Raw genomic sequence first — 25,459 nt, 5'->3', positions numbered from 1 at the left:
TCGATGGACCACGTCAAACGCAACTTATTGGCAACCAGCGGATTGCTCTGCGCCCTGTTCGCGGTAGCCGGCGGTGCGCTGTTGCGCGCCCGCATGGACACCGGTCCGGGCGTGGATATCGGTGGTTCGATAACGATGGCTGGCATCGTGGCGCCTGGAGCGGCGGCGAGCATCCCCGAGGCCCAGATGTTCTATCAGCTTTCGATGCTGCTCGAGAAAGAGTTCGTCGATCCGGTCAAACACGATGACTCCCTCGCCGTCGGCGCGATCCGCAGCATGCTTGCCAACCTCGCAGACAGCAGCAGCTTCTTCATGGACACCGAGCGGTTTCGGGCGTACTCTCGGCGGTTGCGAGGCGAGTTCGAAGGGATCGGCGTCGAGCTGCGGCTCGTTTACAACGAAGAGGAGTTGGAGAAGGCGCAACGCCAGTTGATCGGCGGTCGAGATCTGCTGCAGGACAGCGACTCCGCCGTGGACTGGGAGATTCTCATCCCTGATCTCATAGTCTCAGCGGTCGCGCCAGGCGGTCCAGCGGAACAGGCTGGCCTCCAGGTCGGAGACCTCATACTGTCCGTCGACGGCAAGTGGATTCCAAGCTCGGACGACGCGCTTTACTGGCGAGAGCTTCGGGGGCACCGCGACGCTGGAGACTTGACCCCAGAAGAGTTTCTTGAGCTAGCCCTGCTACTGATTGAGAAAGCAGAGCAGGCGATCTCGGCCCCTAGAGCGATTGAACAGCTCAGCGCCGGGGAGTCAGGTCAGGTGGCTCTCAAATGGATGCGCGGAGAAGACGAGTTCACGGCGACGATCGACAAGAGCTTGACCAAAGTTCCTGCTGTCAGCTGGGACGGAAACCGGTTGACGCTTAGGTTTTTCAAGGGTGCGGCTGAAGAGCTGCGACGAACCGGAGTACCGAACGGTCGAATCGAGATCGATCTTCGAAACAGCGGTCAAGGCGACTTCGGCGTCATGACCGAGTGTCTGAACTTGCTCGCGCCTGCAGGAATTTACGGCGCGATCCGCAGAGAAAAGCCCGGCGAGCCAACGGTTCTTGAGTCCACTGGAACCGCTAAAGGCCGCGAAATCGTGCTGCACGTCGATGGCAGCGTTCGCGGCGCGGCGGAGGTGTTCGCGCTAGCGCTCTCAGCGCACGGATCGGCAGAGCTGCGCGGACCTGCGACCGCAGGAGATCTTGCGTGGATCCGCGTCGCTACATTGCCCACGGGCGTGGGTTACGTACTTCGAACGGGCACCTTCAGCACAGACATCAGCTCCGAGGAGGTCACGTCGTGAAGCTGGTCTCCAAGGCGTTCACCGTTTTCGTGGCGCTCTGCCTCTGTTTCTCGCTAGGCTTCTCGTGGCGAGACGTTCGGAAGGGATCTGCTCCGTCTGCTGCCGCCTTCCGCAAACTGCTGACCGGCAACTTCAGCTCGACGGAGACGCCGACGCAACTGTTCCAACGACACTACAACATCATCCTGAGCAGCTTCTACAGGCCGGTGGACGAGCAACAGCTGACCCATGCGGGCATGACCGGTCTCCTGGCATCTCTAGGAGATCCGCACACGGTCTTCATGGAGCCGGAGCTAGCGGAAGATTTCGCGATAGAAACAAGTGGCAATTACGCGGGCGTTGGCGCTCGGCTTAGAGGGGACGATCTGGGCGCGAAGGCAGTGACCGTGTTCAAGGACGGTCCAGCGGATCGCGCCGGGCTGCAGGTCGGCGACATCGTCGTGAAGGTCGATGATCTCAACGTCAGCGGGATGGGGGTCGACCAGATCGTCGACTTTGTTCGAGGAGACGAAGGCACCGCCGTTACCTTGACCGTTATGCGCGAAGGAGTCGCCCAGCCAATCGAGATTCGCATCGTTCGCGGTTACGTGGTCGTGCCGACTGTTGACGGCAGAATCTTGCCGGACTCAAACGTTGCGTACATCAAGATCGACTCGTTCGGCGAACCCACTGCCCAGCAGTTCAAGACCATCCTGCAAGGCTTGGACGGACGAGACCCCGCAGGACTGGTCATCGATCTGCGAAACAACCCCGGAGGTCTGCTCGACATCACGGTCGAAATGCTGAGCTTGTTCGTGGACCGCAAGCTTGCCGTGACGTTGAAGCGGAGAGGCAGCCGCGGCGAACGCCTTTTCACGCGGCGCGGTCGGACGCTTGGAATCAACTATCCGATCACCGTACTGGTCAACCGTAACAGCGCGAGCGCCGCTGAGATATTCTCGGGAGTCTTGCGCGACTATCACTTGGCAACCATCGTCGGCGAGCACACGTACGGAAAGGCCTCGGTTCAAAACGTCATCCTCCTGCGCGATTTGAGCACCGCCAAGATTACGAACGGACGGTACTTCCTGCCGAGCGGAGAGAACATCAGCCGTAAAGTCGATGCCGACGGAGTGTACGTGTCCGGTGGAATCAAGCCGCAAGTTCTTGCCGAAGCGACCCTGGGCACCTTCTGGGAAATAGGCGACCCAGAGAGCGACGTAGTGCTGCAAGCTGCCATCAAGCTGATCGAAGAGAAGAACCGGCGTTAACGGTTTTTCGGATCGATGAGCGACCGCAGCCCGTCACCAACGAAGTTCAGCGCAAAGATCGTTAGGCTCAGAGCGAGACACGGCCACAGCAACATGATCGGGTGCGAGTCGAGTTGATCCCGCGCGTGGTTGATCATGTTCCCCCAACTGGGCGTCGGCGACTGAATGCCGATTCCGAGAAAGCTCAGAGCGCTCTCGGCCAGGATGATGCCAGCCATATCGATCATCGCAACCGCCAGGACGATCCCCCACAAGTGCGGCAGAATGTGCTTGATGACGAGGTAGAAAGTCCCGGCCCCAAGAGCCCGAGACGCAATGACATACTCTCTGTCCTTGAGGCTGGCCATCTGCGTTCGCACTAGGCGCGCAACCGCAGGCCAAGCGGTTACCGACAGCGCGATGATCACCGGCGCTAGCCCCATCCCCCATATCCCGATGATCAGAATCGCCAGCAGGATGTCCGGGAACGCGAACATCGCGTCGGTTAACCGCAAGACCGGCACCCGAATCCACTTCGGTGCGAAAACCCCAGTCGCTCCAAGCGTGATCCCGATGATCAGAGCCGCGATCTGCACCACAAAGCCGACCAACAGCGACATGCGGGCGCCGTACGCTACCCGCGCGAAAACGTCCCTCCCCAGTTCGTCCGTTCCCAACCAATGCTCGCCCGACGGCAGTAAGAATTTCTCGCCGAGCGCTACCGGATCGTACCGAATCGTTGGTCCGAACAACGCCAGCACGGCGATCAGGAACAGGAAACCTACGCCGCACCAAAACAGGATATCGAGCCGCTTTTTCATATTTGCGACTCCCGAATGCGAGGGTCAACGAGCTGTTGTACGATGTCCACGACCAAGTTGATCACGATGAACATCGCCCCCGTTACGATCACGCAGGCCATGATCACCGGCGTGTTGCGCTGCTGGATCGCCTCGATGGCCTCTCGCCCGAGCCCCGGCAACAGAAAGAACCTCTCGACGATGAACGAGCCGGTAAGAAGATAGCCAAAGCTTGTACCGATGCCTGTCAGCACGGGGAGGATGGCGTTGCGCAGCGCGTGGACCAAGTACAGTCGAAACGCTGGCACACCCTTGGCGATGCCGAGCCGAACGAACTCTTGCTGGAGCGTGTCGAGCATGCTCGCCCTGGTCAACCTGGTCAGCATGGCCACCGGCCGGGCAGCCATGACCACGACCGGCAGGATCAAGTAGTAAATCTGCGGCGCGACCTGTAGCTCCGGAACCTGCCACCTCAGCGGCAAGTAGTCGAGCCACTCCACGAAAACGAGCACCAGGAGCGGCGCCAGCACAAAATTTGGCAGAGTCACCCCCAGCGTGCTCAGGCTGAGCGCGACGCGGTCCGTCGCTCGATTCTCATTCAACGCGGCGAACGTTCCCAGCACCAGTCCGATCGCGCTTGCCAGCAGGATTGCGCAGCCGGCGATCTTCGCGGTCATCGGCAGGTCGCGCTTCACAATGTCGACGACCGGCTCGTACGGCGCACGGTAGCTCTTCCCAAAGTCGCCGTGGGAAATCTCACCGACGTATTCGACGAATCGAACCGGCCAAGCACGATCAAGTCCCATCGCCTTGCGAAGGCGAATGACCTGGGCTTCCGTCGCCTTGTCGCCGGCGAGAATCGTCGCGGCGTCGCCAGGCACCATTTCGTCCGCGATGAACGTAATGAAGATGATGAACAGCAGGCTGACGGCGCCGTAAAGAAGCCGCAGAATGATATTGCGAAGCGTTCGAAGCGTCTTTGGGACAGTCATCAGCCGCGAAGAATCACGACTGAAGTTACCTTATCGCCCAGCTTGATCCCGCGAACGACGTCCATGTCTGAAACGACCTGCCCGAACACCGTGTACTTGCCGTCCAAGAATCCGTAGTCGCCCAACAGGATGTAGAACTGGCTGTCCCCGCTGTCTCGGTCGCCGTCTTTGTTCGCCAGGCCGACGGCACCCGTGACGTTTCTCTTTCCAGTCTCTTCATAGGCGACCTTCGTCCCAGAGCCGCCGTTGCCGAGACTCGGGTCGTTCATCGGCTTGGTCTTCGATCCCGGGTCGCCGAACTGGACCAAGAACGGCCTCGGATCCTTGAGCACCTTGAACCACTTCTGTCCGTTGTAGAATCCGGAGTTGGCCAGCCTGATGATCTGCGCAGTCGTCTTGGGAGCCTGCTTCGTATGCAGCAGAATGAAGACGTCGCCGCGACGCTCGATAGTGAGTTTCATCACCGTCTCTCCGGGCTTGGGCTTGTACGCTTGGGCAAGCGCAAGAGAGGCGCCCAACACGCACAGCAGGAGAATGATCGATCTAAACACGGCTGCCTTCTTCCTGTAGTATGACGTCTCAAGGGTCGATTCGGCACGCGGGTTCACTCATCCAGGCGTCGGCCGTACCCATCTAGCTTGAGTCCGCCTGAAAGGATGTAGATCGCGTCGATCCAGGCCCAAACGCAGCCGATAATGCAGGGCGCCAAGAACAGCTGTAGCACGCCGTGAGCCGCGTACCCGAGATACATGCGGCCAACTCCCGGTATGAAATTGAGCAATCCACCCACAACCCGACTCCGGTCGCTCTTGGGGAGGTGGGCCTGAATGTACTGCCAATCTTGCCGGGGCAGGGCGGTCGCCAGCACCGTGCCTGTAGGCACGGCCGACGTGGCTGACGGCATCGGTGGTGGGTTTCGTGATCCTGCGCCAGGCGACGGAGGAGGAGTAGCCGGTGGCTCCTCTGCACCCACGTAGCCACGAAGATCGTCGACTTGTAGCGCTTGTTCCCAGTCCCTCATTCCTGCTTGCCAAACGTACGTTTCAGGCGCGATGACACCGTCGGTTGCAAGCTCGCACATCTGCTCGAGCGTCAGCGGCCCCAACTGTCCGTAGTGGCCTACGTAGTACCATTCCGGGTTGGTGCGCTCTTCACTCATGAAACGTGGGTCTCTTGTGCAGTTTAACTGATACCGCCAAAGTGCATTGCACGTTGCGACGGTCGACCGGGTACCTGGGCCATTCCGCAGGCCAGCCTCCTGGTATCTTCAGAGGCGATGTCCGTCCGCGTCCGATTCGCACCTAGCCCGACCGGGAGCCCCCACGTCGGGAACATCCGGACCGCGCTCTTCAACCACCTTTTCGCCAAGCACCACGGGGGGGTCCACATCCTGCGCATCGAGGATACCGACAGCGCCCGGTTCGTCGAGGGGTGCGAAGAGGAGATCATCGAGAGCTTGCTGTACATCGGGGTCGAGTGGCAGGAGGGCGTCGGCAAGGGCGGCCCCCACGGCCCCTACCACCAGAGCGAGCGGAAGGAGAGGGGCATTTACAAGCCGATCTTCGACCGCCTGCTGGAGTCGGGCCACGCCTACTGGGCCTTCGAGACGTCCGAAGAGCTGAAGGAGATGCGCGAGTACCAGCAGATCAACAAACAGCCGATCGGCTACTACGGAGGCGTCTGGCGCGACGCCTCTGGCGCGAAAGTTGAGGAGGCACGGTCGGCCGGTCTGCCCGGCGTCGTCCGCCTGAAGATCCCGCGCGATGAGACGATCGTGCTGAACGACGCGATCCGTGGCCGCGTCGAGATCAACTCGAACCTCGTCGACGATCCGGTGCTCATCAAGAACGACGGCATGCCGACCTACCACTTCGCGGCGATGGTCGACGACCACCTGATGGACATCACGCACGTCTTCCGCGGCGAGGAGTGGATCAGCTCCGCGCCGAAGCACGTCACGCTCTTCAAGTCGCTCGGCTGGGATCCGCCCGAGTTCATCCACGTGCCGATCATCAAGGGCAAGGACGGCAGCAAGCTCAGCAAGCGGCACGGCGACACCGCGTGCCTCGACTTCCGGCGAGCCGGATATCTGACCGAGGCGATCTCGAACTTCATCGCGCTGATCGGCTGGTCCCCCGGCGGCGACCGCGAGGTGATGAGCATGGACGAGATGGCCGAGGCGTTCACCATCGAGGGCATACAGCCGTCGCCCGGCGTGTTCGACCTCGACAAGCTCAACTGGATGAACGGCCACTACATCCGTGCGATGGACGCGGGCACGCTGGCGAGCATGGTCCGCGACTACTCGTCGTGCGACGAGAACCAAGAGTACTGGGCTGGGCGCGAGCCCGACCACCAGGCAGCTAAGGGCAAACCGACGCCAGCCGAAAACGTCGATGGCATGAAGCTGCTGGTCACTGTAGAAGACCTCGACTACGTACAGGGGGCGATCACCCTGGAGCAAGAGCGAGTCGCCAACCTTGCCGAGTTCGGCCCAGCGTGCAAGTTCTTCTTCGTTGAAAGCCCTGACATGGAGCAGAAGGCGGTCGATAAGTGGTTCAAGCACGACCACGTTCGGGCTCTTTTCGATCACCTGACCACGGCTTTCGACGGCAAGAAGGAAACGTCCGCCGAAGAGTGCGAGTCGATCCTGCGCGGATTCATGGAGAGCGCAGGGGTCGAGAAGTTCGGCCCGGTCGTCCACCCGACCCGCGTCGCGCTCACAGGCAAGACCGTCGGCCCCGGCCTCTTCGAGTTGATGTCGCTCCTCGGGCCTGCGCGTATCGTCAAGCGCGTCGAGCGCGCCAAGAAGCTGCTGCCTTGAGCCAGTTGCCCTGGCTCCACACCAGCCTGCCGCAGAGGGAGGCTAGGTCGCATAAGACTTATAGGACCTATCGGACGAGCGCATCGGTCTAGCAACACAGCAAGCCAGCCGTCGGCATAGAACGGGAACCGGCTAAAATCCAATACCATGGCTCGCGTTGGATTTGTGGGGCTCGGCGTGATGGGCAGCCCAATGGCCGGTCACCTCTTGGCGGCTGGCCACGACCTGACAGTTTGGAACCGCACCGCTGCCAAAGCCGAGCAACTGGCTGCGCGAGGCGCACGGGTTTCCTCAACGCTGGAGGAACTGCCGGCGAACTGCGACGTCGTCTGCCTTTGCGTGAGCAAGACAGAGGACGTCGAAAGCTGTCTTTCCAGAATGCGCGGAGGCGCTGAAAAGGGCACGCTGTTCATCGATCACAGCACAATTCAGCCGCAAGCGACGAAGCGGCTGCACGACGAGATGGCAGATGCCGGTCTACGGTTTCTGGACGCACCGATCACCGGCGGATCGAAGGGCGCAACGGCGGGCACGCTAACGATTTTCTGCGGCGGCAGCGCGCAAGAGTTTGAAGTCGCAAAGCCGGTTTTGGAGGCGTACGGCAAGAACGTCGCCCTGGTCGGCGGTCCGGGCAAGGGGCAAACGATGAAGATGGCCAACCAGATCGCCGTGGCAGGGTCGCTGCTCGGACTTTGCGAATCGCTTGCTTTCGCCAAGAAAGCAGGCTTAGACATAGCGCAAACGCGCGAGCTGCTCGCTGGCGGCGCGGCAGGCTCTTGGGCGTTCGACAACTACGGTCAGAGAATCCTTGATGGCGACTGGTCGCCGGGCTTCACGGTGAAAAATCAGCGCAAGGATTTTGGCTACTGCGTCGAGACGGCGGCACAGATCGGCGCTTCCCTGCCGGGTACGGAACTCGTCGATCGTCTTTTGCAAAAGCTAGAGGAGAGCGGACACGGGGAGTGGACGACCGCCGCGCTTTACGAAGTGCTCATGGAGCTTGACGGCGATTCATGATCCCGACCGTCAACCTGCGCGGCATCACTCATCACTTCGGCAGCGTCAAGGCGCTGCAGGACGTTGATTTCCAAGTCGAAGCCGGTCATATTTCCGCTCTCATCGGCGAGAACGGCGCAGGCAAGACGACGCTGATGCGAGTGCTCTACGGCGCGCTCCGGCCGATGCGCGGAACTATCGAGATCTCTGGCGAAGAGAAGACGTGGCGGAACGCGGCGGACGCGATCGCGTACGGCATCGGCATGGTCAGCCAGCACTACAGCATCATTCCCGAGCTGACCTGCCTGCAAAACCTCATGCTCGGCGCCGAGCCAAGCGTCTTCATTTCGGAAAAGCGCTCGATAGAGCGAGCAGCCAAGCTTGCCAAGAGGATGGGGTTCGAGTTTGACTGGACGGCGCTGGCGGCATCGCTGAGCCCTTCCGGAGCCCAGAAGCTCGAGATCGTCAAGCTGCTATGGCGCGATTCCGAGATCATGATCTTGGACGAGCCGACCGCTATGCTCTCGCCTGCGGACTCCGATGCGCTGTACACAAGCTTGCGCCAACTGGCAGTCGAAGGCGCGACGATCATCATCGTGACGCACCGACTGCCGGAGGTAATGGCGCACTGCGATCGCGTCACCGTCCTACGAGGCGGCGAAAAGGTCGCCGACCTTGTCGTCGGCGAGACCACTCCGGCCGAACTGGCGGAGCTGATCGTCGGGCACACGCTCGCGGCAGACGAGCCGACCCCGCTGAATCTAGGCGGCGAATTGCTGCGTGTAACAGGCCTGGTCGTCAAGGGCGATCGCGGCGACGACGCTGTCAAGGGGGCGAGCTTTACGATTAGGTCTGGCGAAGTCGTGGGGCTTGCAGGCGTCGACGGCAACGGCCAGCGCGAACTGTTCCACGCGCTGATCGGCTTCCGCAAGGCAGCGGCTGGCGAAGTCGAGTTGAACGACCGGTCTCTTCTAGGCATGCGACCGACCGCTCGCATTGCCGCAGGGCTCCGTCTCATCCCAGAGGACCGCCACGCTGAGGGCGTCATCGAGGGGTGGAACCTTATCGACAACGCCATGCTCGGTCTCCATCGGCTTGCTCCGGTCAGCGACGGATGGCTCATCAATCGTGCTGAAGGCCAAGCGCTTGCCGAGCGGGTTACAAGGCGGTTCAAGACCAAACACGCAGGCTTGACCAAACTGATCAGCTCGCTCAGCGGCGGAAACCAGCAGCGGTTCGTGGCTGCTCGGGCGTTCGAACTCGACCCGTCGATCGTTCTCGCATTCCAGCCGACGCGCGGGCTTGATATCGACGGAGCCGCGCAGGTTTACGCGCAGATTCGCAAGCTCTGCAGAAGCGGCGCGGGCGCGCTCGTCGTCAGCTTCGACCTCGACGAGCTGCTAGAAAACTGCGACCGCGTACTCGTCATCAACGGCGGCGAGATCTTACAGCCGAGTCCTGGCCACGAGCACGATAGACAGGCGATCGGGCGGCTGATGGTGGGCGCATGACGAAATTGCTCGGCTGGAAGCAGATCGCCCTCGTGCTCGGTGCGTTCATCTTCGTCGTGCTCGTTCTGCAACTAACCGGCGTCGCCCCCGGGGACGTCGGCGTCAAGCTCTTCATGGGCAGCCTCGGCAGTTGGCGCGCGATTTCTGGGACCCTCAAGGAAACCACGCCGTTGCTGCTGGCGGGCTTGGCGGTCTACATTGCGCTACGGGCTGGACTGTTCAACATCGGGGCCGAGGGGCAGCTGCTGGTCGGCGGCATCGCCGCTGCGTACGTCGCCCTGCTCGTGCCGAACGCGCTCGGCATCGGCCTCGCGGTCTTGGCCGGGTGTGTTGCAGGCGGCCTGTGGGCCTGGCCCGCCGGCGCAATCAAGGCGTATCGCGACGGTCACGAAGTGATCACGACGATCATGATGAACAGCGTCGCGCTGTTCTTGACGCTTTACTTGGTGCGAGAGCCTCTTAGAGACCTTGGGCAAGAAAGCGCCACGACAGAGGTTCTCGATCAAGCCACGAACATCCCTGCCGTCATCGACTCGCCTCCGTTCTTGATGAACTTAGCGTTCCCGCTCGCGCTTCTGATCGTTATTCTCGCCGCATACTGGCTCAAACGCACAGTCTCCGGATACGAGTTGCGGGCGACTGGGGCGAACAGGACTGCGGCGGCGGTCGCCGGTGTCAACGTCAAGCGCGTCACGGTGCGGGCGATGGTTGCGAGCGGGGCGCTCGCCGGACTGGCAGGCGCGTTCCAAGTGCTGGCCTATGACCACAGGTTCTTCTCAGACTTCGCCGCCGGGCGCGGATTCGACGCGCTGGGGGTCGCTCTGCTCGCAGGTCGATCGCCGGTCGGCGTAATACCGGCTGCGCTGCTGTTCGGAGCCCTCAGCAAGGGGACGGCGGCGATTCAACTCATCGGCGTTCCCAAGGGGCTGGCGGGCATCCTCCTGGGCCTGATCATCATCGTGTTCGCCGTTTTCCGGTACAGAAGGAGGCCGTCGCATGAGTGACCCTTGGATCGTTGTGCTCTTGGTCAGCACGATCACTCTCAGCGCGCCCCTCGTGCTTGCCGCGCTGGGCGGATTGTTCAGCGAACGATCTGGCGTCATCAACATTGCGCTTGAGGGCACGATGCTCACCTCTGCGTGCATCACTGCGCTCGTCGGCGTCCAGACGGGGAGCGCGGCGCTTGGTTTGGGGGCCGGAGTCGGATCGGCGGTCCTCATGAGTCTGCTGCACGCGCTGCTAACTCAGGCGTACAACATCGATCACATCGTCAGCGGCATGGGCATCAACGCGCTTGCGCTCGGCGGCACCAGCTTTCTCTCGAAGACCTTGCCGGAGCTATCGGAGAAGACCACGGCCTTCAGCGTCAACGTATACTGGTGGATAGCGATTCTTGCAGTACCGCTGATCGCCGCCTATTTGAGGAAGACGCGCGGCGGCAACCACCTCACCGCGGTCGGAAACGATCCGAATAAATCGCGCCAGATGGGTCTTGACCCGGTCAAGATTCGATACCTCGCCTTGATCGCGACGGGGGTCTTGGCGGGCCTTGGCGGAGCCCTGCTCGTCAGCAACGCCGGGAGCTTCACAGACCACATGACGGCTGGGAAAGGGTATATCGCGCTCGCCGCCCTGATCCTCGGCGGTTGGAAGCCGTGGCGGACTTTGGGAGCGTGCGTGCTCTTCGGAGCGTTCGCGGCCCTGCAAATCTTGCTTCAAGGAGAGGCGATTTTTGGCGCAAACCTACCCGCCGAGTTCTGGAACGCGCTACCCTATCTAGTAACGGTGGTCGCCCTTGCCGGATTTTTGGGAAGGAACAAGGCCCCCGCTGGTCTAGGAAAGCCTTAACGCATGTTCGCCGCCGCCTCAATCGTCCTAGCAGTCTCCTCGCCCGGCAGCCTGGCTCTCGGACGCGTTGGCCGGAGTCACGCGCTGCTGGACTCGGCGACGGTAAGCGCGGTAATGAGTCACAGCCAGCAGGGCGAGATCTACTCGTCAAAATTCGAGATTCATTACTCGAGACCGGATCGGGCGCGCGTCGTCGTTGATCAGAATCCCGGAACCGGCGTTCGACAGATCGCTGTGGATTCTAGGCACAGCACGTTCTTCCTCGCCGATCTTATGCAGTACGTCGTCGCTGATTTGCCGACAGGAGGGACGCTCGGCGCGCGTTTGAAGACGGTCGATGACACCCTTGAGGGGATCGTCTATGCAATTCTGGATCCAGACGGCGTCTCCGAGTGGTTCCAGGGAAAGTTCCAGTTCAACGATTGGACTCGATCGAACGTCCGTGGAGAGATCGTGCTCAACCACGAAGGACAGGGCGGCAGGATCTCCGTGCACGCAGATCGCAAGACCTTCCTGCTGTCGAAGATGGAGTTCAGGACGGACGGGAGCGATCTTGACTGGTCGTTCGATTTCACGACCCCGGCTGGGCGGCTGGAGTTCGTGCCGCCAGAAGGCGCGTATCGCATTCCAACGTTTGATCCGGGCGTCAGACCGCCGACATACGCGAACAAGGACGCCGAAGAGAAGACGGTGAAGCTCTTCGCCGCATATGACGAGCTGACTAAGATCGCATACGAAGTCGTCTCCGACGGCGCAATGGTTTCTGTTTGGATCAACGGCAACGACATTCGCCAGCAGGATGAAACTCTCGACTGGAGCTACGACGGGACGACGTTGCGCATCCACGTACTCCAGTCCGGCAGATACCTCAGTGCAAAGCTCAACTTCCGCGAAGTGATCGACGTGATCGGAAATATGGGAACGAGGGTAGATCCATCCGCAAAGTTGATAGTGACGAACGCAAATCCGTACAGAAAGTGGCTCGGCGACGGCCAGAAAGTACGCGTGTCCGGCTCGATCAAGATCGACGGCAACGAGTGTACGATGCTGACCGCCGAGGGGCAAGGTCGGGAGATCAATCTGATTTATAGGAACGACACGGGCATGGTGATCAGCAGCCAAACGATCGACGTGGAGTCAGACCGACCTCGTGTGCTCGGCGAGCAACGTTTTCGATATCTGCCAGCACCGAATAGCGCTTCCAAAACGACTATTCCGATCCCGGCCGGAACGAAATGGTCCGACGCGACGGTTCTGCTCTCACGGACCCGCTAAGCGGCCACGCGCCTGTTGTTGAACCACTTTAGAGCCTGTTCGACGCCGTTGTCTGGCTCGCCGAAACGGTGAGGCGGCGCTGCGATAGACGGCTCAAGGCCGTTCCCCTCGATTCGCAGCCCAGAGAGCGTCACGTAATCAGTCAAGGGGAACTGCAGCAAGTATCCGTTCACCAGCCTTTGCATCATCGATGCCAGTACGGCTCCAGCGGTGCGAGACCCGATGATTTGAGCCCCGCGATGATCTCGGAGCGCTGCGGCCATCATCTCGGACGCGCTGGCGGATGCGCCGTCGACCAGCACGACGATTTCCCCGTCGAACGGTTCGATGTTCCGTTTGAGCGGTCGCACCTTTTGTGTGCTCCACTCAGCGATGGCAAAAATATCCTTCGCCTCTTCGCCGGTGTCCTCCAGATACTTTGCTTCCATCGTCCGGTCGATGAAAGTGCCGAGCGGCTCTTCGCGATGAAGGAAGAAGCTCGCTAGGTGCAAGAGGTTTGCGACGCGCCCACCACCGTTGCCACGCAGGTCGAGGATAATCATTTCCGCGTCGTTGGCCTCCGCGATGAACCCTTGCAGACGCTTACGATCATAGCTCACATCGAAAGACGGAACGATCAGATGGGCGACGTTATCTTCCACCCACTTCAGCTCTTCCGGGATGATCAGCGAGAACTTCTTTCGCACGAGGGTCTTCTCCAATATCTCGCCGTCCCTGTTGATCTTCACCGTAACTGGCTCGCCTTCCTCTCCAGCCAAGTCTAGCGGCCCCCGGATTGGTTTTCCGTCCGCTTCGAACAGCAGGTCGCCAACACGGACGCCCTCCTTCGCCGCTGCGCCGTCTTCGAACACGCGCACGACGCGAATTCCGTTCTCCTCCTGCTGAATCCGCACGCCGATTCCGACCATCTCCTGCTGGAATCGCCGCTGCGCCGACTGTGGAGAGAACAGGACGATGTGGCTGAACCCGAAGTTCTGCAACGCCCGATTCACCTCCGTGACAAATTCGCCGCGCGTAGTCGCTTCGTCTATCTGCTCGCGGTACTCCTCGATCATCGTGGGCCATTCGCCGAAGTCCACTCCTGGCACGTACGCCATTCGCGTGATCACTCTCTCCATCGCCGTGAGCACACGCTCCTTTTCGCGTTCAGAAACCTTGTCCTGCTGGGCTTCGCCTTCGGACTGCGCGAACGCCAGGGTTGCGATCAACGAAGCGACCACCGTCGCCAGCGTCATGCGAAAGAGTGTGCTGAACCTCATATATGTGTCCTTTCCGTGCGCCGTGCCCTTACTACAAAGTACGTCGCTACTAACTATAATGGTGCCACGAACCGCCGGGGTTCAGGTTTCAAGCTAGTTTTTTCCGTTAATGGACTATTGGCTACGAGTCATGCGCTCACAATTTGTCGGGCGATCTCGAAGTAGATCACGAGGCCCGTCGCATCCACGAAGGTCGTGATGACCGGAGCGCTCATGACAGCCGGATCGATCCCGAGCCGCTTCGCGCCTATCGGCAGCAAGGAGCCGACGACGGCCGCCCAGAACACGATCGCTGGGAGCGCTAGGGCGATAACCAGCGAGAGGTCGAGCGACGTGTGCCAGCCGAAACGCGCCCTCAGGTAGCCGATTGCCCCGAGCGTGCCACCGATCAGGATGGCAGTGAGAGCCTCCTTGCGCAGGATCGTGAACCAGTCCTTGAACTGTACGTCGCCGAGCGCCAGAGAGCGCGTGAGGGTCGTTGTGACCTGCGCACCGGCGTTTCCGCCAGCCCCAAGAAGGAGCGGGATGAAAAACGTCAACGGCACCAAGCCCATTCTCTCGTCGTGACCGTAATGCCGCATGACGGCTCCGGTGAACGTCTCCGCGACGAACAGTGCGCCGAGCCAAGGCAGCCTGCGTTTGGCGAGCTGCCAAACGTTGAGCGACATGTACGAATCTGCAGGTCCGCCGACGGCGCCCAAGCGCAGGTGGTCCTCGGTGTCCGCTTCCTCGATCACCTCCTGGGCGTCGTCTCCCGTGAATAGGCCGACCATGCGGCCGTCTTCTTCGAGTACCGGCAGCGAGTAGTACCCGTACCGCGCCATCCGCCTCGCCGCGTCCTCTGCGCTCTCGAGCACCGACACGCTCACGACGTCGCGATTCATGAGCTCCGCTACAGGGATGTCCTGTGCGGCCCGCAGACCCTTGCGCAGGCTGAAAATGCCCTCGAGCCTGCTGTCGTCGTCCAGCACGTAAATGTCGTTGACGGTTTCGTATTTCTCCTCCGGCGCCTGCCTCAAGTCCTCAAGGACCTCCGCCATCGTGTTGTCCACACGGACGCGAAAAAAGTGCTCGGTCATCTCGCGAGCGACGCTGGCGTCCGGGTAAGCAAGCAGTCGCTCTATCTCCCCCGCGTCTTCAGCCGGGATCATTCCCAGCAGTTGCTCGAAGCGATCTTCGCCGATCTCTTCAAGCAGGTCAGCTGCGTCATCCATCGGCAGAACATCGAGAATGCGCGCCAGGGTGTCGTCCGAGATCGCTGGCAGAAGTACGCGCATGCTTTCGTCCGATGCGTCGACGAGCACCTGCCCTGCAAGGTCGTCGCTCATCAGGCCGAGCAGTTGCCCGCCCTGCTCCGGGCTGATCCGTTCGACGGCGTCCGCGATGTCTTCAGATCGCATTCCCGCCAGCTCCGTGCGCAACTGGGAATCGTTCTCTTCGTCAAGCAGATCTAAAATCCGCTCAAATGGACTGGCTGTCTTTTTCATGTTCGACCGACCTCGATAGGTCACATTGGCACATCCGCCGAAGGCGTTTGATTCCGCCTCTTCGAGAATCCGCCGGTAGAATCTCGGGGATGCTTGAGCGATTTCAGAAAGCCCTTTCTGACAGCGGTCTCGTTCCAGAGGGAGCGAGGGTCGTCGTGGGGTACAGCGGTGGTGCAGATTCAACCTGTCTGCTACATCTGATGACGCTTGCTGGAATCGACTGCATCGCAGCGCATCTCAACCACGGGATGCGTGAGGCCGCGCAGGACGAAGCGGCGCGATGCAGGGGTTTCGCCGACGATCTCGGCGTCAGCTTTGCCGGTGGCGACGCAGACGTGCCCGCGCTCGCGAAGGACTTGAAGATCGGGCTCGAAGAGGCAGGACGGATCGCAAGGTACCGGTTTTTCGACGAAGTTCTCGCCAGAACCGGCGCAGACTTGATCGCGACGGCCCATACGGCTGACGACTTGGTCGAAACCGTCATCCTCAACCTCGTCCGCGGTACCGGGCTGGCCGGCCTGTCGGGGATTCCGCGCCAAAGGGAGAACATCGTGCGACCGCTCATCGAGTTTTCACGAAGCGAAGCGCGCGAGCATTGCGAGAAGCACAAGTTCTGGTTTCACGATGACCCGGCCAACGTTGACCCCGCCAACAGCAGAACGGTCGTGCGCCACCAGGTGATTCCGCTGCTTGAAGGGGTTAACCCCGCGACAAAGAGGCACATCGTCGAACTCGCCAAACAGGCGGGCGAAGAGGATCGCCTGCTCAACGGATTGGCCGTCGCCGCGCTTGAACAGAGCGAACATCTGCTGAACGGCGACTTGCGATTCCTCACGGTCGACGCCGAAGTGGCGTTCGATACGCAGAAGCTCATGACTGTTCCTCGTGCGCTGCTCACGCGCGCGCTGCGCCTCGCGGCGGGCAGTCTGGGCGCAGAGTACGATCGGCAACAGACGAACGCGATCGTCGACGGCGTATTCAACGGAACTAGCGGAGCCGTCACCGCCAAAGGGGGCGAGGTCGTAGCCGAGTGGGACGATTCGCTGGTGCACATCCGGCAGCTGCCCCTTGGGGCGTCGTTCAACCTCCCCTTGGCCGAGTCGGGCGAGGCGACTAGTGATCGTTTCGGCTGGCGGGTGGTTTCTGAGCCTGGAGACTGCCAGGACTTCTTGCGTCCGAGGGCGAGCCTCGACGCAGTCATCGATGCCAGCAGTGTAAATGGAGGCCTGTCCGCCCGATCATATGAAGAGGGCGACCGCATCGAGCCGCTGGGTTTGGGCGGCAGCAAGAGAGTGAGCGAGGTTTTTGGTGAGATGCATCTCACCCTCGCGGCTCGAGAGCGGCTGCCGATCGTCTGCGATTCGGACGGCCCAATTTGGGTGCCGGGCGGATGTTTGGCCGAGCGCTGTAAGGTTCGACCGGAATCTGACCAGTGCATCAGCCTCAGACTCGAATCGGCGAGAGGCTGAAACGGTCATAATAACGGAACGGCAACCCCTAATGCAACGTAGGCAAGACAGTAGGTTCGCCAGAACTGTAAGGAAACGCATTTGAACAAAGGTGCTCGGACTCTTTTCATAGCAGTATTGATCATGATCGGCGTATTCGTCGTGATCAGCCTATCAGGACGTGGAGGATCGCTGAATCTTACCGGTGCAAGACCGCAGGAACTTGCGCTGTCCGAGTTTACGACAGAGGTCGAGAACAAGAACGTCAAGACCGCAGACTGGCAGGTCAAGAAGATCAGCGGCGAGCTGCAGAACGGCAAGAAGTACGTCGTTCAGGCAGTACAATCCGACACCCAGATTGGCCGCGATCTGTTCCAGAAGCTCAGCGCCAACGGCGTCAAAGTCAATATCAAGGATCCGCCGTTCATCCACTCAATATCGCAGTTCCTGGTGTTCCTCATTCCTATGATCCTGATCATCGGGTTCTTCTACTTTTTCCTGATCCGCCCGGCGCAGCAGGGTGGCAACCAAGCCATGAGCTTTGGCAGGAGCAAGGCTAGAAGGGTCGGCGAACAGCATCCGAAGGTGACGTTCGACGACGTAGCTGGCATCGACGAGGCGACCTCGGAGCTGGCTGAGATCGTAGACTTTCTGAAGAACACGAAGAAGTACGTTGCGCTCGGCGCGAAAATCCCGAAAGGCATCCTTCTCACGGGCCCTCCCGGAGTTGGGAAAACCCATCTTGCCCGGGCGATCGCCGGCGAGGCTGGCGTGCCGTTCTTCCATATCAGCGGATCGGACTTCGTCGAGATGTTCGTCGGTGTGGGCGCGGCAAGGGTTCGCGATCTGTTCGAGACGGCCAAGGCGCATCGCCCTTGTCTGATCTTCGTCGATGAGATCGACGCGGTTGGACGACAGCGCGGCGCGGGAATGGGCGGCGGCCACGACGAGCGGGAGCAGACGCTCAACCAACTGCTAGTCGAGATGGACGGATTTGACGCGAACGCCGGCGTCATCATGCTGGCGGCCACCAACAGGCCCGACGTGCTCGACCCAGCTCTTCTCAGGCCGGGTAGGTTCGACCGGACGGTCGTCGTCGACCCGCCTGACGTCGTGGGCCGCGAAGCGATTTTGAAGATACACGCCGCTGGCAAACCGCTGGCGGACGACGTGAACCTCGCCACGATGGCGAAGCGAACTCCTGGCTTCACAGGTGCGGACCTTGCTAACGCTCTCAACGAAGCTGCGCTGCTCGCTGCGCGCCGAAATCACGAGGTCATCCATATGGCCGACATAGAAGAGGCGCTCGACAGAGTCATGGCGGGCCCTGAGAGAAAGAGTCGGCTGATCGACGACGAAGAGCGAAAGGTGATCGCGTATCACGAGGCCGGACACGCGATCGTCGGAGAGCTGCTGGAGGAGTGCGACCCCGTGCACAAAGTGACGATTCTTCCTCGCGGAATGTCTTTGGGCTCGACCTGGCAAATTCCAGAAGCCGACAGTTACCTCGTTGGCAAACAGGAGCTGACCGACGACATCACGGCGCTTCTCGGAGGTCGCGTCGCTGAAGAGCTGATCTTTGACGACATCACCACGGGCGCTGCCAACGATCTGCAGCGAGTGTCGGCGATTTCGCGAGCCATGGTCACGGAGTACGGGATGAGCGACCGCGTCGGCCTGCTGGCGGTTGGCCACGGTAGCCGAAACCCGTTCCTCGGTCGGACTTACTCCGAGGGCCGCGAATACTCGGAGCAGGTCGCGCGCATCGTTGACGAAGAGGTTAGAAGGATCGTTGACGAATGCCACACGCGGGCGACAGAGCTTTTGGACGGCAAACTTGACACCTTGCACGCCGTGGCCGAGGCGCTTCTAGAGCGTGAAACGCTGGATCGCGAAGAGTTCCTCGCGGTGCTGAACGGCGAACCGCTTCCGCCGCTCCCGGTTGCCGAGGAATCGACCAATTCCAAGGACGAATCGGAGTCAGAACCCGAGCAACAGGCTGAAGTGGGCTCCCAGACCGTCAAGCCAAACCAGCTAGAACCTGGTACGGCGTAGACTTGGTCGCTGGTTTTTGGTGCTTTTTCCGGTATCATGATCTTCTCGGCATCGGCGACATTTATGGACGCAAAGGAACTCTACGAGAAGGGCTTCCAGCTTCGCTGTGAGGGAGCGTACGGCGAGGCCAAGAACGTTTTTGGCCAAGTGCTGGAATCGGATCAGGATCACGCCGACACTCTGTGGCAACTCGGCCTGATCAAAGGGTTCGAGGGCGATTTCGACGGTTCGATCGAAGCGCTGAAAGCAGTGGTCGAGGCGAACCCGAATCACGTTGGCGCGCGATTCGATTATGCGATGTCGCTCATGATGATTGGACAGGAGGCGCAGGCCTGCGAGCAGTTTCGCGAAGTCCTCCGCCAAGATCCTGACCACGAGAAGGCGAAGCAACAGACCGTGTTCTGCCCGTAGGAGACGGTCGCTGGCATGGAGTTTTTCCGAAAGCGCTGGCCCTGTGTACTTCTAGTCTTACTTCCGGTTCTTCCTCTTTGGCGATCGATCCTGCTTGGCGAAGCGATCGGACCGTTCGACAACATTCGCGCGATGATGGCGGGCATGCCGACGCCGGAGGCTTGGGACGTTCTACAAGCCGACGCCGCTCTACAGTTCTATGTGTGGCGCGATCTCGTGTTCGAAGCGTGGCGCAACCTTGAGCCGCCGTTCTGGAACCAGTATCAACTGATGGGCACGCCGCTGCTCGCCAACAGCCAGTCCGGCGGCTTCTACCCTCTGCACATCTTGATCGGCCTGCTGCACATCCCCACCGCTTTCGGCATCACGCTGCTGGCGTGGTTTCATCTGGCGTTCGCTGGGCTCGGATCCCGCAAGCTCAGCCTCGCGCTCGGCGCGAGCGAGACGGGCGCGGTCGCCGGCGGATGCCTGCTCGTACTCTCGCCATTCCTCCTGTCCTGGGTCGGACTGGCGAGCGTCCTGACGACCGTCGCCTGGCTGCCTTGGGCGCTGTACTTTGCGATCGCGCTGATGCGAGCGAAAAACCGGGCTAGGGACTGTGCCTGCCTGGCGGGCTGCGTAGCTATGATGATCCTGGGAGGGCACCTCCAATTTGCCGCGTACGGCGTGATCGGCGTTGCGTGCGTTATCGGTTGGAGCGCGGTGTCGCTCCGGCGCGACCGGAAGACCGTACGCTCGGCAGGTGTAGCAGTTCTCGCTATCGCGCTCGGAGGCATGCTCGCTGCGCCGCAGCTTCTGCCGGTCCTCGAATACGGCAAGTTCAGCCACCGCAAGGGCGTTGCCACGCGAGACGGGTATCAAGGCTACGTCAGCACCTCGATCAAGCCGTTTGAACTGGTCGGGTCGGTCACGCCCATGCTGCTCGGCGAGCCAGGGCAGGCGCTGGACGGCGTAGATTCAGTCGCCCCGATCGGCACCTACTGGCCAGCCTACGTGAAGCGAGGCGCGAACTACGCCGAGACCTCTTCGATCTACTTCGGACCGGTGCTTCTGTTGCTCGTGCTCGGTGCCGTAGCGCGATTCAAGGGCCGATTGCCGGGCGGGATCGCGCTCGTCGGCTTCGTCGGCGCTCTTCTCGCGTTTGGCACGCCGTTGAACCGGCTTCTCTACTTCTACTTCCCCGGATGGTCCGCAACGGGAAGCCCAGGCCGCGCAGGCGTTCTGCTGATCGTCGCGATGTGCGCGCTCGCCGCGCTCGGATGGCCAGACGAAGCCGCCAACCGCAAAGTGGATTATCGCCGGGCGGGCATCGTCGCACTGCTCGCGGTGCTGGCAGTAGTCGTCTCGGCAGTCGGGCTGTCGTCATTGCCAGCGTGGGCGCCGGAGTACGAGGGCTTGGCCGCACTCGCTCAGTCGCAGGCGTTGCTCGCCGCCGCGCCGAAGATCGTGATCGCGCTGGGTCTGATGTTCGCCATTGCTGCGTTGGGCGCTTCCAACCGATACCGGTACGTTGCGCTAGGATGCCTCGTTTTGTCGCAGTTGGTGATCGGCGGGTGGCGGCTCATCCCGACGAGCCCAAACCCTTGGGAGGCGGGCGAGCCCGATCCGAACACGCGAATCGCGTTCATCAATCAAAACTGGGGTCTCAACACCGGGTGGCCCGTGACGATGCCGCCGAACGTCGCGGCCGGTCTTCGCCTCTACGACATGGGTGGCTACGATTCGCTCCTGCACCGCGACACGGTTGCCCATCTCAGGGAAATCAACGGACAAGATCCGGCGCCACAAGCGAACGGGAACATCATGTTCATCAAGCCCGACTACGACAGAGGCTTGCTAGCGCTCAGCGGCGTGACGGAGATTTGGAGCTTGAGCAGTTTCCAGTTCAACTCAGGTGCGACGGTCGAGAAAGAGCTGCTTGACGGGCCTGGGCGCGCGAACGTCGGCGAGAGGGCGGCGTCGATCGACATCGATACGGCTAGCGGCCAGGTCGTAGGTGCGCTAGGCCCTGGCACGCTTATCGTCCGCGACCGGTATATGCCAGGTTGGAGCGCCAAGGTAGACGGCGAATCGGTCGACCTACCTCCGGGGCTGTGGCGTGAGGTCGAGATCGGCCCAGGCGAGCACACAGTCGTGTTCTCGTACGTGCCGCCGGGGCTCAAGCGCGGATTGGCCCTGGCCGGATTCGCACTCCTGGCGCTCCTCTTTATGGTGATTTGGAGGGCCCGATGCCCGCAAGACCAGTCACGACCGCCTCAATAAATGGCGGGAATTCCCGGACTTTAGACGCATATCGCTGATAATTTTCGTACAATGGATCGAGAGGGAATCCGCGTCTATGCCTGATCGTGCCAGTCAATCACCGCTAGTTGAGCCCGAGTCCACACAACAAGAGGCTTCCAGCCAGCGGTGGACGGTCATCATGTTCAACAACGATACGAACACGTTTGAAGAGGTCATAGAAATCTTGATCCGATCGACGGACTGCGACGCTCAGGAAGCGTTTATGGAGACTTGGGAAGCAGATGCATTCGGCAGCGCGCACGTACACTTTGCAGAGAAGCAGCGATGTGTGTCTGTAGCCGAAATGATCGAGTCTATCGGCGTGGCGACAGAGGTGAAGAAGGAGTGGGAAGATTGACCTCGATCGATGAAAGAACGAGGATTCTTGCGGCGGGCAGCTCTGGCTCTACGATTGAGCTGCCCGATCTTCACACTGCCGACGAGACAAAGCTCGGCGAAGGATGGGTGGTCACTGTCTACGACAACGAAGTCAACACTTACGAAGAGGTAATGCTCGTGCTGATGCTATCGACGGGATGCGACGGCGAGGAAGCGTATATCGAGGCGTGGGAGATCGATCACTACGGCAAGTGCGTCGTCCACCGCGCGTCAGAAGACGAGTGCAAGAAGACCGCTGAAGTCATCGCTAAGATCGGTATACGCGTCGAGGCGACGCCAAGCGACTGAAGCCGCTACTCAAGGGCCAAGAGCAAGGCGTGGGACACGCGCCTGATGAAATGCACCTCGATCTGATCCTGGATCTCCTGCGGAACGTCTTCCTGATACTCCTTCCTGTTCTGGGCCGGCAGCAACAGCGTCTTGACGCCTGCGCGGTGCGCTGCCAGAACTTTCTCCTTGATCCCGCCGACCGGCAGAACTTGCCCGGTCAGCGTGATTTCGCCGGTCATCGCGAGGCGCGGTCGCACCTTTCGACCGGTCAGCAACGACACGAGCGCCGTCAGCATCGTGATTCCCGCGCTAGGCCCATCTTTCGGCACCGCCCCAGCCGGAACGTGGATATGAATGTCGGATTTGTTAAAGAATTCTGGGTCAATCTTTAACTTTTTGGCGTTAGATCGGACGTAGCTCAGTGCGGCTTCCACCGACTCTTTCATCACGTCTCCGACCTGGCCGGTGATTGTCAGACCCTTTTTTCCAGTCATTGACGTCGACTCGACAAAGAGCACCTCGCCCCCTACCGGCGTCCAGGCGAGGCCTAGCGCAACTCCGGCGATGAGCGATCTTTCAGCTAGCTCGTCCATCGAATACCGCGGCGCCCCGAGGGTGGACTCAACGAACTTCTTGGTGATTGCGAGCTTCCGCTTTCGCCCCTCCGCGAACATCAGAGTCGCTCGCCTGACGACCGCGCCAAGCTCGCGGTTGAGGTTGCGAACTCCGGCTTCTCTCGTGTACCGCTGGATGATGTGCAGAATCGCGCCCTCTTCCACGCTCACCTGCTTTTCAGTAAGTCCGTGATCCTCGATCTGTCGCGGAACGAGATGCCTCGCGGCGATCTCGCTCTTCTCGTGCTCGGTGTAGCCGGTAATCTCGATGATCTCCATCCGATCTCGCAGAGCCGGCGGAATCGTGTCCAACCTGTTGGCGGTCGTGATGAAGAAGACGCGAGAGAGGTCGAACGGGGCATCGACGTAGTGGTCGCGGAACGAACTGTTCTGCTCCGGGTCGAGCACTTCGAGCATCGCCGAAGCCGGGTCTCCCCGAAAGTCGTTTCCGAGCTTGTCGATCTCGTCGAAGACGAAGACTGGGTTGTTGCACTCCGCTCTGCGAATGCTCTGGATCACCTGGCCGGGCATCGCACCGATGTACGTGCGCCGATGACCTCGGATTTCTGCTTCATCGCGCATTCCGCCGAGCGAGAGTCTCACGAATTTCCTGTCCATCGCCCTGGCGATCGACCGACCCAGCGAGGTTTTGCCGACTCCGGGCGGCCCGTAGAAGCACAGAATCGGCTGCTTGACCAGGCCGTCCTTCTTCACCTTGCGCACGGCCAAAAACTCCACGATCCGCCGCTTGATCTTGTCCAGTCCGTAGTGATCCTCGTCGAGCACCTTTCGCACGTGCTCGAGGTCGAGGTTGTCCGTCGTCGATACGTTCCACGGCAGCGCCGCCATCGTCTCGACGTAGGTTCGCGCCACTGAATACTCGGGGGACCCGGCGTTGATGCGCTTCAGTCGATCGAACTCCCGGTTCACCTCCTTCAGCGCGGCCTCCGACATGCCTGCGGCGTCGATGAGCTGTCGCAGCTCCTCCAGGTCGTCCGCGCCACCGAAGTCCTCGCCAAGCTCCTTCTGGATCGCTTTGAGCTGCTCTCGCAGGTAGTAGTCGCGCTGGGCCTTGCTCAGCTCGGTGCTGACCTCGCTCTGCACCTTGCTCGTCAGCTCAAGCACTCGGACCTCCTTGCCCAACAGCTCGAGAAGGCGCCTCATGCGGACTCGCAAGTCCGCCGTGTCGAGCAACTCTTGCTTTTCGGCGACCTGGAGGGGCACGTGCGCGGCGACCAGGTCGCACAGGATGCCCGGCTCCTGGACCGCCGTAGTCAGCGAGCGCAGTTCGTCCGGCAACATCGGCGAGAGCCGCACCGCTTGCTCGAACAGCGCGGACACCGATCGCCGCAGAGCCTCGACCTCCTCCGCGATCTCTGGCGTGACTACCTCCTCTTCGAGCGGCTCGACCCGACACACCATGAACGGCTTCACCTGGATCGGCTCGACGATCTTGAAGCGAGCCATGCCCTGAACGATCAGGCGAACGTTGTTGCCAGCCTTCATCAATGTGCGGATGATGACTGCGCAGCCGACGCCGTAGATGTCGTCAAAGCCGGGCTCGTCCGTCGCCGGGTCCCGCTGGACGACGACGCCGATGATTCGATCTTGTCCCTGCACGCTCTCATCGATCAGCTGCACCGATGACGCCCTTGCAACGCTCAACGGCGCGATCAGCATCGGGTAGATCACCGAGTCGCGCAACGGTAGAATGTTGAGCGTTTCAGGCAGGTCAACGACGTCCTCCTCATCAGGTCCGACTTCGAGAGTCGGCCCTTTCAGCTCGACTTCGACAGCTTCTTCAACAGGTGACTTGGCGTCTGACATTAGAACTTCTTGATCGTAATCGTTTTCTTTATGACCACGGTCGGCGAGGCTTCAGCGCATTTCGGGATGACGACGAACATGATTCCATTGTCGAACCGCGCTCTGACGCCTTCGAGATCGAGCGACACATCCGGCAGCGCTATTTCGCGCCAGAACTCGCCGTACTCGATCTCTAGTTGCAACGGGACCTGTCTGTCGTGTGGGAAGAGCGACTCATCGTGCCGGACGCCTTTGACGGTCAGGGTCTGCCGCTGGGAACTGAAGTGCAGGGTGACTTTCTCAGGCTGGACTCCTGCAAGCTCCGCCTTCAGCACGACGTTTTCTTCCGTCTCGAGGATGTCGATGCGAGGGCTCCAGCCCTTAGAGCGGGCGAGTTTAGGGGCCGCGCCTGAGATTTCTCCCGTCAGGCGCTCCATTTCCTTCGCAATCTGTTCGAGCCACTCTTCAGGATCGCGCTGATCCATTCACTCATTCTACTATTTGTACGGAGGGGCGGGCAGGCGAGAGACTTGGTGGGCGGTACAGGATTTGAACCTGTGACCTCTTCGGTGTGAACGAAGCGCTCTACCCCTGAGCCAACCGCCCAACGGTGAGCACGATCATACCCGCTTCAAATCACGCTCGATCTCGCCGAAAAC

Annotated in this window: 22 protein-coding genes and 1 tRNA gene; 14 read left to right on the top strand and 9 right to left on the bottom strand. The window is 60.8% G+C overall.

Annotation, left to right across the window (positions count from 1 at the left end; translation table 11 throughout):
* The first annotated feature begins 3 nt into the window (after nt 1-3).
* A complete protein-coding gene (locus tag IH944_08425) occupies nt 4-1,293 on the top strand; it encodes a PDZ domain-containing protein (GenBank protein MCH7904576.1) in 1,290 nt (429 codons plus the stop codon).
* Complete coding sequence (locus IH944_08420; protein ID MCH7904575.1) at nt 1,290-2,543, top strand: S41 family peptidase; 1,254 nt, start codon at nt 1,290-1,292, stop codon at nt 2,541-2,543. The genes IH944_08425 and IH944_08420 overlap by 4 nt, the downstream gene beginning before the upstream one ends.
* Here IH944_08420 and IH944_08415 read toward each other — a convergent pair.
* The 4 genes from IH944_08415 to IH944_08400 are packed head-to-tail and all read right to left on the bottom strand — an operon-like array spanning nt 2,540 to nt 5,473.
* On the bottom strand, nt 2,540-3,343 hold the full coding sequence (locus IH944_08415) for an ABC transporter permease (protein ID MCH7904574.1): 804 nt from the start codon (nt 3,341-3,343) through the stop codon (nt 2,540-2,542). The genes IH944_08420 and IH944_08415 overlap by 4 nt on opposite strands.
* The gene (locus IH944_08410) at nt 3,340-4,314 is read right to left on the bottom strand and encodes an ABC transporter permease (protein MCH7904573.1); all 975 of its coding nucleotides are present in this window, start codon (nt 4,312-4,314) and stop codon (nt 3,340-3,342) included. Before IH944_08410 ends, IH944_08415 begins: the two co-directional genes overlap by 4 nt.
* Nucleotides 4,314-4,865, bottom strand: a complete 552-nt coding sequence (locus IH944_08405; protein ID MCH7904572.1) for a peptidylprolyl isomerase — start codon at nt 4,863-4,865, stop codon at nt 4,314-4,316. The genes IH944_08410 and IH944_08405 overlap by 1 nt, the downstream gene beginning before the upstream one ends.
* A gap of 53 nt (nt 4,866-4,918) precedes the next feature.
* Nucleotides 4,919-5,473, bottom strand: a complete 555-nt coding sequence (locus IH944_08400) for a DUF4339 domain-containing protein (protein ID MCH7904571.1) — start codon at nt 5,471-5,473, stop codon at nt 4,919-4,921.
* A 117-nt stretch (nt 5,474-5,590) separates the two neighbouring features.
* Between IH944_08400 and IH944_08395 the strand changes: the two genes are divergently transcribed.
* From IH944_08395 to IH944_08370, 6 genes are all read left to right on the top strand, one after another.
* Nucleotides 5,591-7,138: a glutamate--tRNA ligase gene (locus IH944_08395; GenBank protein ID MCH7904570.1), complete on the top strand. Its 1,548-nt coding sequence runs from the start codon at nt 5,591-5,593 to the stop codon at nt 7,136-7,138.
* Between the two features lie 147 nt (nt 7,139-7,285).
* On the top strand, nt 7,286-8,155 hold the full coding sequence (locus IH944_08390) for an NAD(P)-dependent oxidoreductase (protein ID MCH7904569.1): 870 nt from the start codon (nt 7,286-7,288) through the stop codon (nt 8,153-8,155).
* Nucleotides 8,152-9,645 carry an ABC transporter ATP-binding protein gene (locus IH944_08385; protein ID MCH7904568.1) on the top strand — a complete coding sequence of 498 codons (1,494 nt, stop codon included), beginning with the start codon at nt 8,152-8,154 and terminating at the stop codon, nt 9,643-9,645. Before IH944_08390 ends, IH944_08385 begins: the two co-directional genes overlap by 4 nt.
* Nucleotides 9,642-10,649: an ABC transporter permease gene (locus tag IH944_08380; protein ID MCH7904567.1), complete on the top strand. Its 1,008-nt coding sequence runs from the start codon at nt 9,642-9,644 to the stop codon at nt 10,647-10,649. Before IH944_08385 ends, IH944_08380 begins: the two co-directional genes overlap by 4 nt.
* Nucleotides 10,642-11,493, top strand: a complete 852-nt coding sequence (locus tag IH944_08375) for an ABC transporter permease (GenBank protein MCH7904566.1) — start codon at nt 10,642-10,644, stop codon at nt 11,491-11,493. Before IH944_08380 ends, IH944_08375 begins: the two co-directional genes overlap by 8 nt.
* Nucleotides 11,494-11,496: 3 nt before the next feature.
* The gene (locus tag IH944_08370) at nt 11,497-12,768 is read left to right on the top strand and encodes a hypothetical protein (GenBank protein MCH7904565.1); all 1,272 of its coding nucleotides are present in this window, start codon (nt 11,497-11,499) and stop codon (nt 12,766-12,768) included.
* On the opposite strand, the gene IH944_08365 is transcribed toward IH944_08370, so the two are convergent.
* Together IH944_08365 and mgtE are read right to left on the bottom strand one after the other, a co-directional pair.
* A complete protein-coding gene (locus tag IH944_08365) occupies nt 12,765-14,027 on the bottom strand; it encodes a PDZ domain-containing protein (GenBank protein MCH7904564.1) in 1,263 nt (420 codons plus the stop codon). The two genes, IH944_08370 and IH944_08365, sit on opposite strands and share 4 nt — an antisense overlap.
* A 128-nt stretch (nt 14,028-14,155) precedes the next feature.
* Nucleotides 14,156-15,514, bottom strand: a complete 1,359-nt coding sequence (gene mgtE, locus IH944_08360) for a magnesium transporter (GenBank protein MCH7904563.1) — start codon at nt 15,512-15,514, stop codon at nt 14,156-14,158.
* A gap of 89 nt (nt 15,515-15,603) precedes the next feature.
* Between mgtE and tilS the strand changes: the two genes are divergently transcribed.
* The 6 genes from tilS to IH944_08330 all read left to right on the top strand — a co-directional run bounded on the left by tilS (nt 15,604) and on the right by IH944_08330 (nt 22,398).
* On the top strand, nt 15,604-16,983 hold the full coding sequence (tilS, locus tag IH944_08355; GenBank protein ID MCH7904562.1) for a tRNA lysidine(34) synthetase TilS: 1,380 nt from the start codon (nt 15,604-15,606) through the stop codon (nt 16,981-16,983).
* 123 nt (nt 16,984-17,106) lie between these two features.
* Nucleotides 17,107-19,017 (top strand): ATP-dependent zinc metalloprotease FtsH, encoded by a 1,911-nt coding sequence (gene ftsH / locus IH944_08350; protein MCH7904561.1) that lies wholly within the window; start codon nt 17,107-17,109, stop codon nt 19,015-19,017.
* Nucleotides 19,018-19,080: 63 nt separating this feature from the next.
* A complete protein-coding gene (locus IH944_08345) occupies nt 19,081-19,428 on the top strand; it encodes a tetratricopeptide repeat protein (protein ID MCH7904560.1) in 348 nt (115 codons plus the stop codon).
* Between the two features lie 15 nt (nt 19,429-19,443).
* Nucleotides 19,444-21,690 (top strand): hypothetical protein, encoded by a 2,247-nt coding sequence (locus tag IH944_08340; protein MCH7904559.1) that lies wholly within the window; start codon nt 19,444-19,446, stop codon nt 21,688-21,690.
* Nucleotides 21,691-21,766: 76 nt separating this feature from the next.
* Nucleotides 21,767-22,069 (top strand): ATP-dependent Clp protease adaptor ClpS, encoded by a 303-nt coding sequence (locus tag IH944_08335; GenBank protein MCH7904558.1) that lies wholly within the window; start codon nt 21,767-21,769, stop codon nt 22,067-22,069.
* On the top strand, nt 22,057-22,398 hold the full coding sequence (locus tag IH944_08330) for an ATP-dependent Clp protease adaptor ClpS (GenBank protein ID MCH7904557.1): 342 nt from the start codon (nt 22,057-22,059) through the stop codon (nt 22,396-22,398). The genes IH944_08335 and IH944_08330 overlap by 13 nt, the downstream gene beginning before the upstream one ends.
* A 5-nt stretch (nt 22,399-22,403) precedes the next feature.
* Here IH944_08330 and lon read toward each other — a convergent pair whose 3' ends face one another.
* The 3 genes from lon to IH944_08315 all read right to left on the bottom strand — a co-directional run bounded on the left by lon (nt 22,404) and on the right by IH944_08315 (nt 25,406).
* Nucleotides 22,404-24,821 (bottom strand): endopeptidase La, encoded by a 2,418-nt coding sequence (gene lon, locus IH944_08325; GenBank protein ID MCH7904556.1) that lies wholly within the window; start codon nt 24,819-24,821, stop codon nt 22,404-22,406.
* Entirely contained in the window at nt 24,821-25,285 is a 465-nt protein-coding gene (locus IH944_08320) for an Hsp20/alpha crystallin family protein (protein MCH7904555.1), read from the bottom strand. Before IH944_08320 ends, lon begins: the two co-directional genes overlap by 1 nt.
* A gap of 46 nt (nt 25,286-25,331) precedes the next feature.
* Nucleotides 25,332-25,406: transfer RNA gene (locus tag IH944_08315), tRNA-Val, on the bottom strand.
* Nucleotides 25,407-25,459: the final 53 nt, after the last annotated feature.

The organism is Armatimonadota bacterium, from assembly GCA_022563855.1.
Taxonomy (GTDB): Bacteria; Armatimonadota; Fimbriimonadia; order Fimbriimonadales; family Fimbriimonadaceae; genus JADFMN01.
The sequence above is the reverse complement of the archived record's forward strand: the minus strand, read 5'-3'. Positions and strand labels throughout refer to the sequence as shown.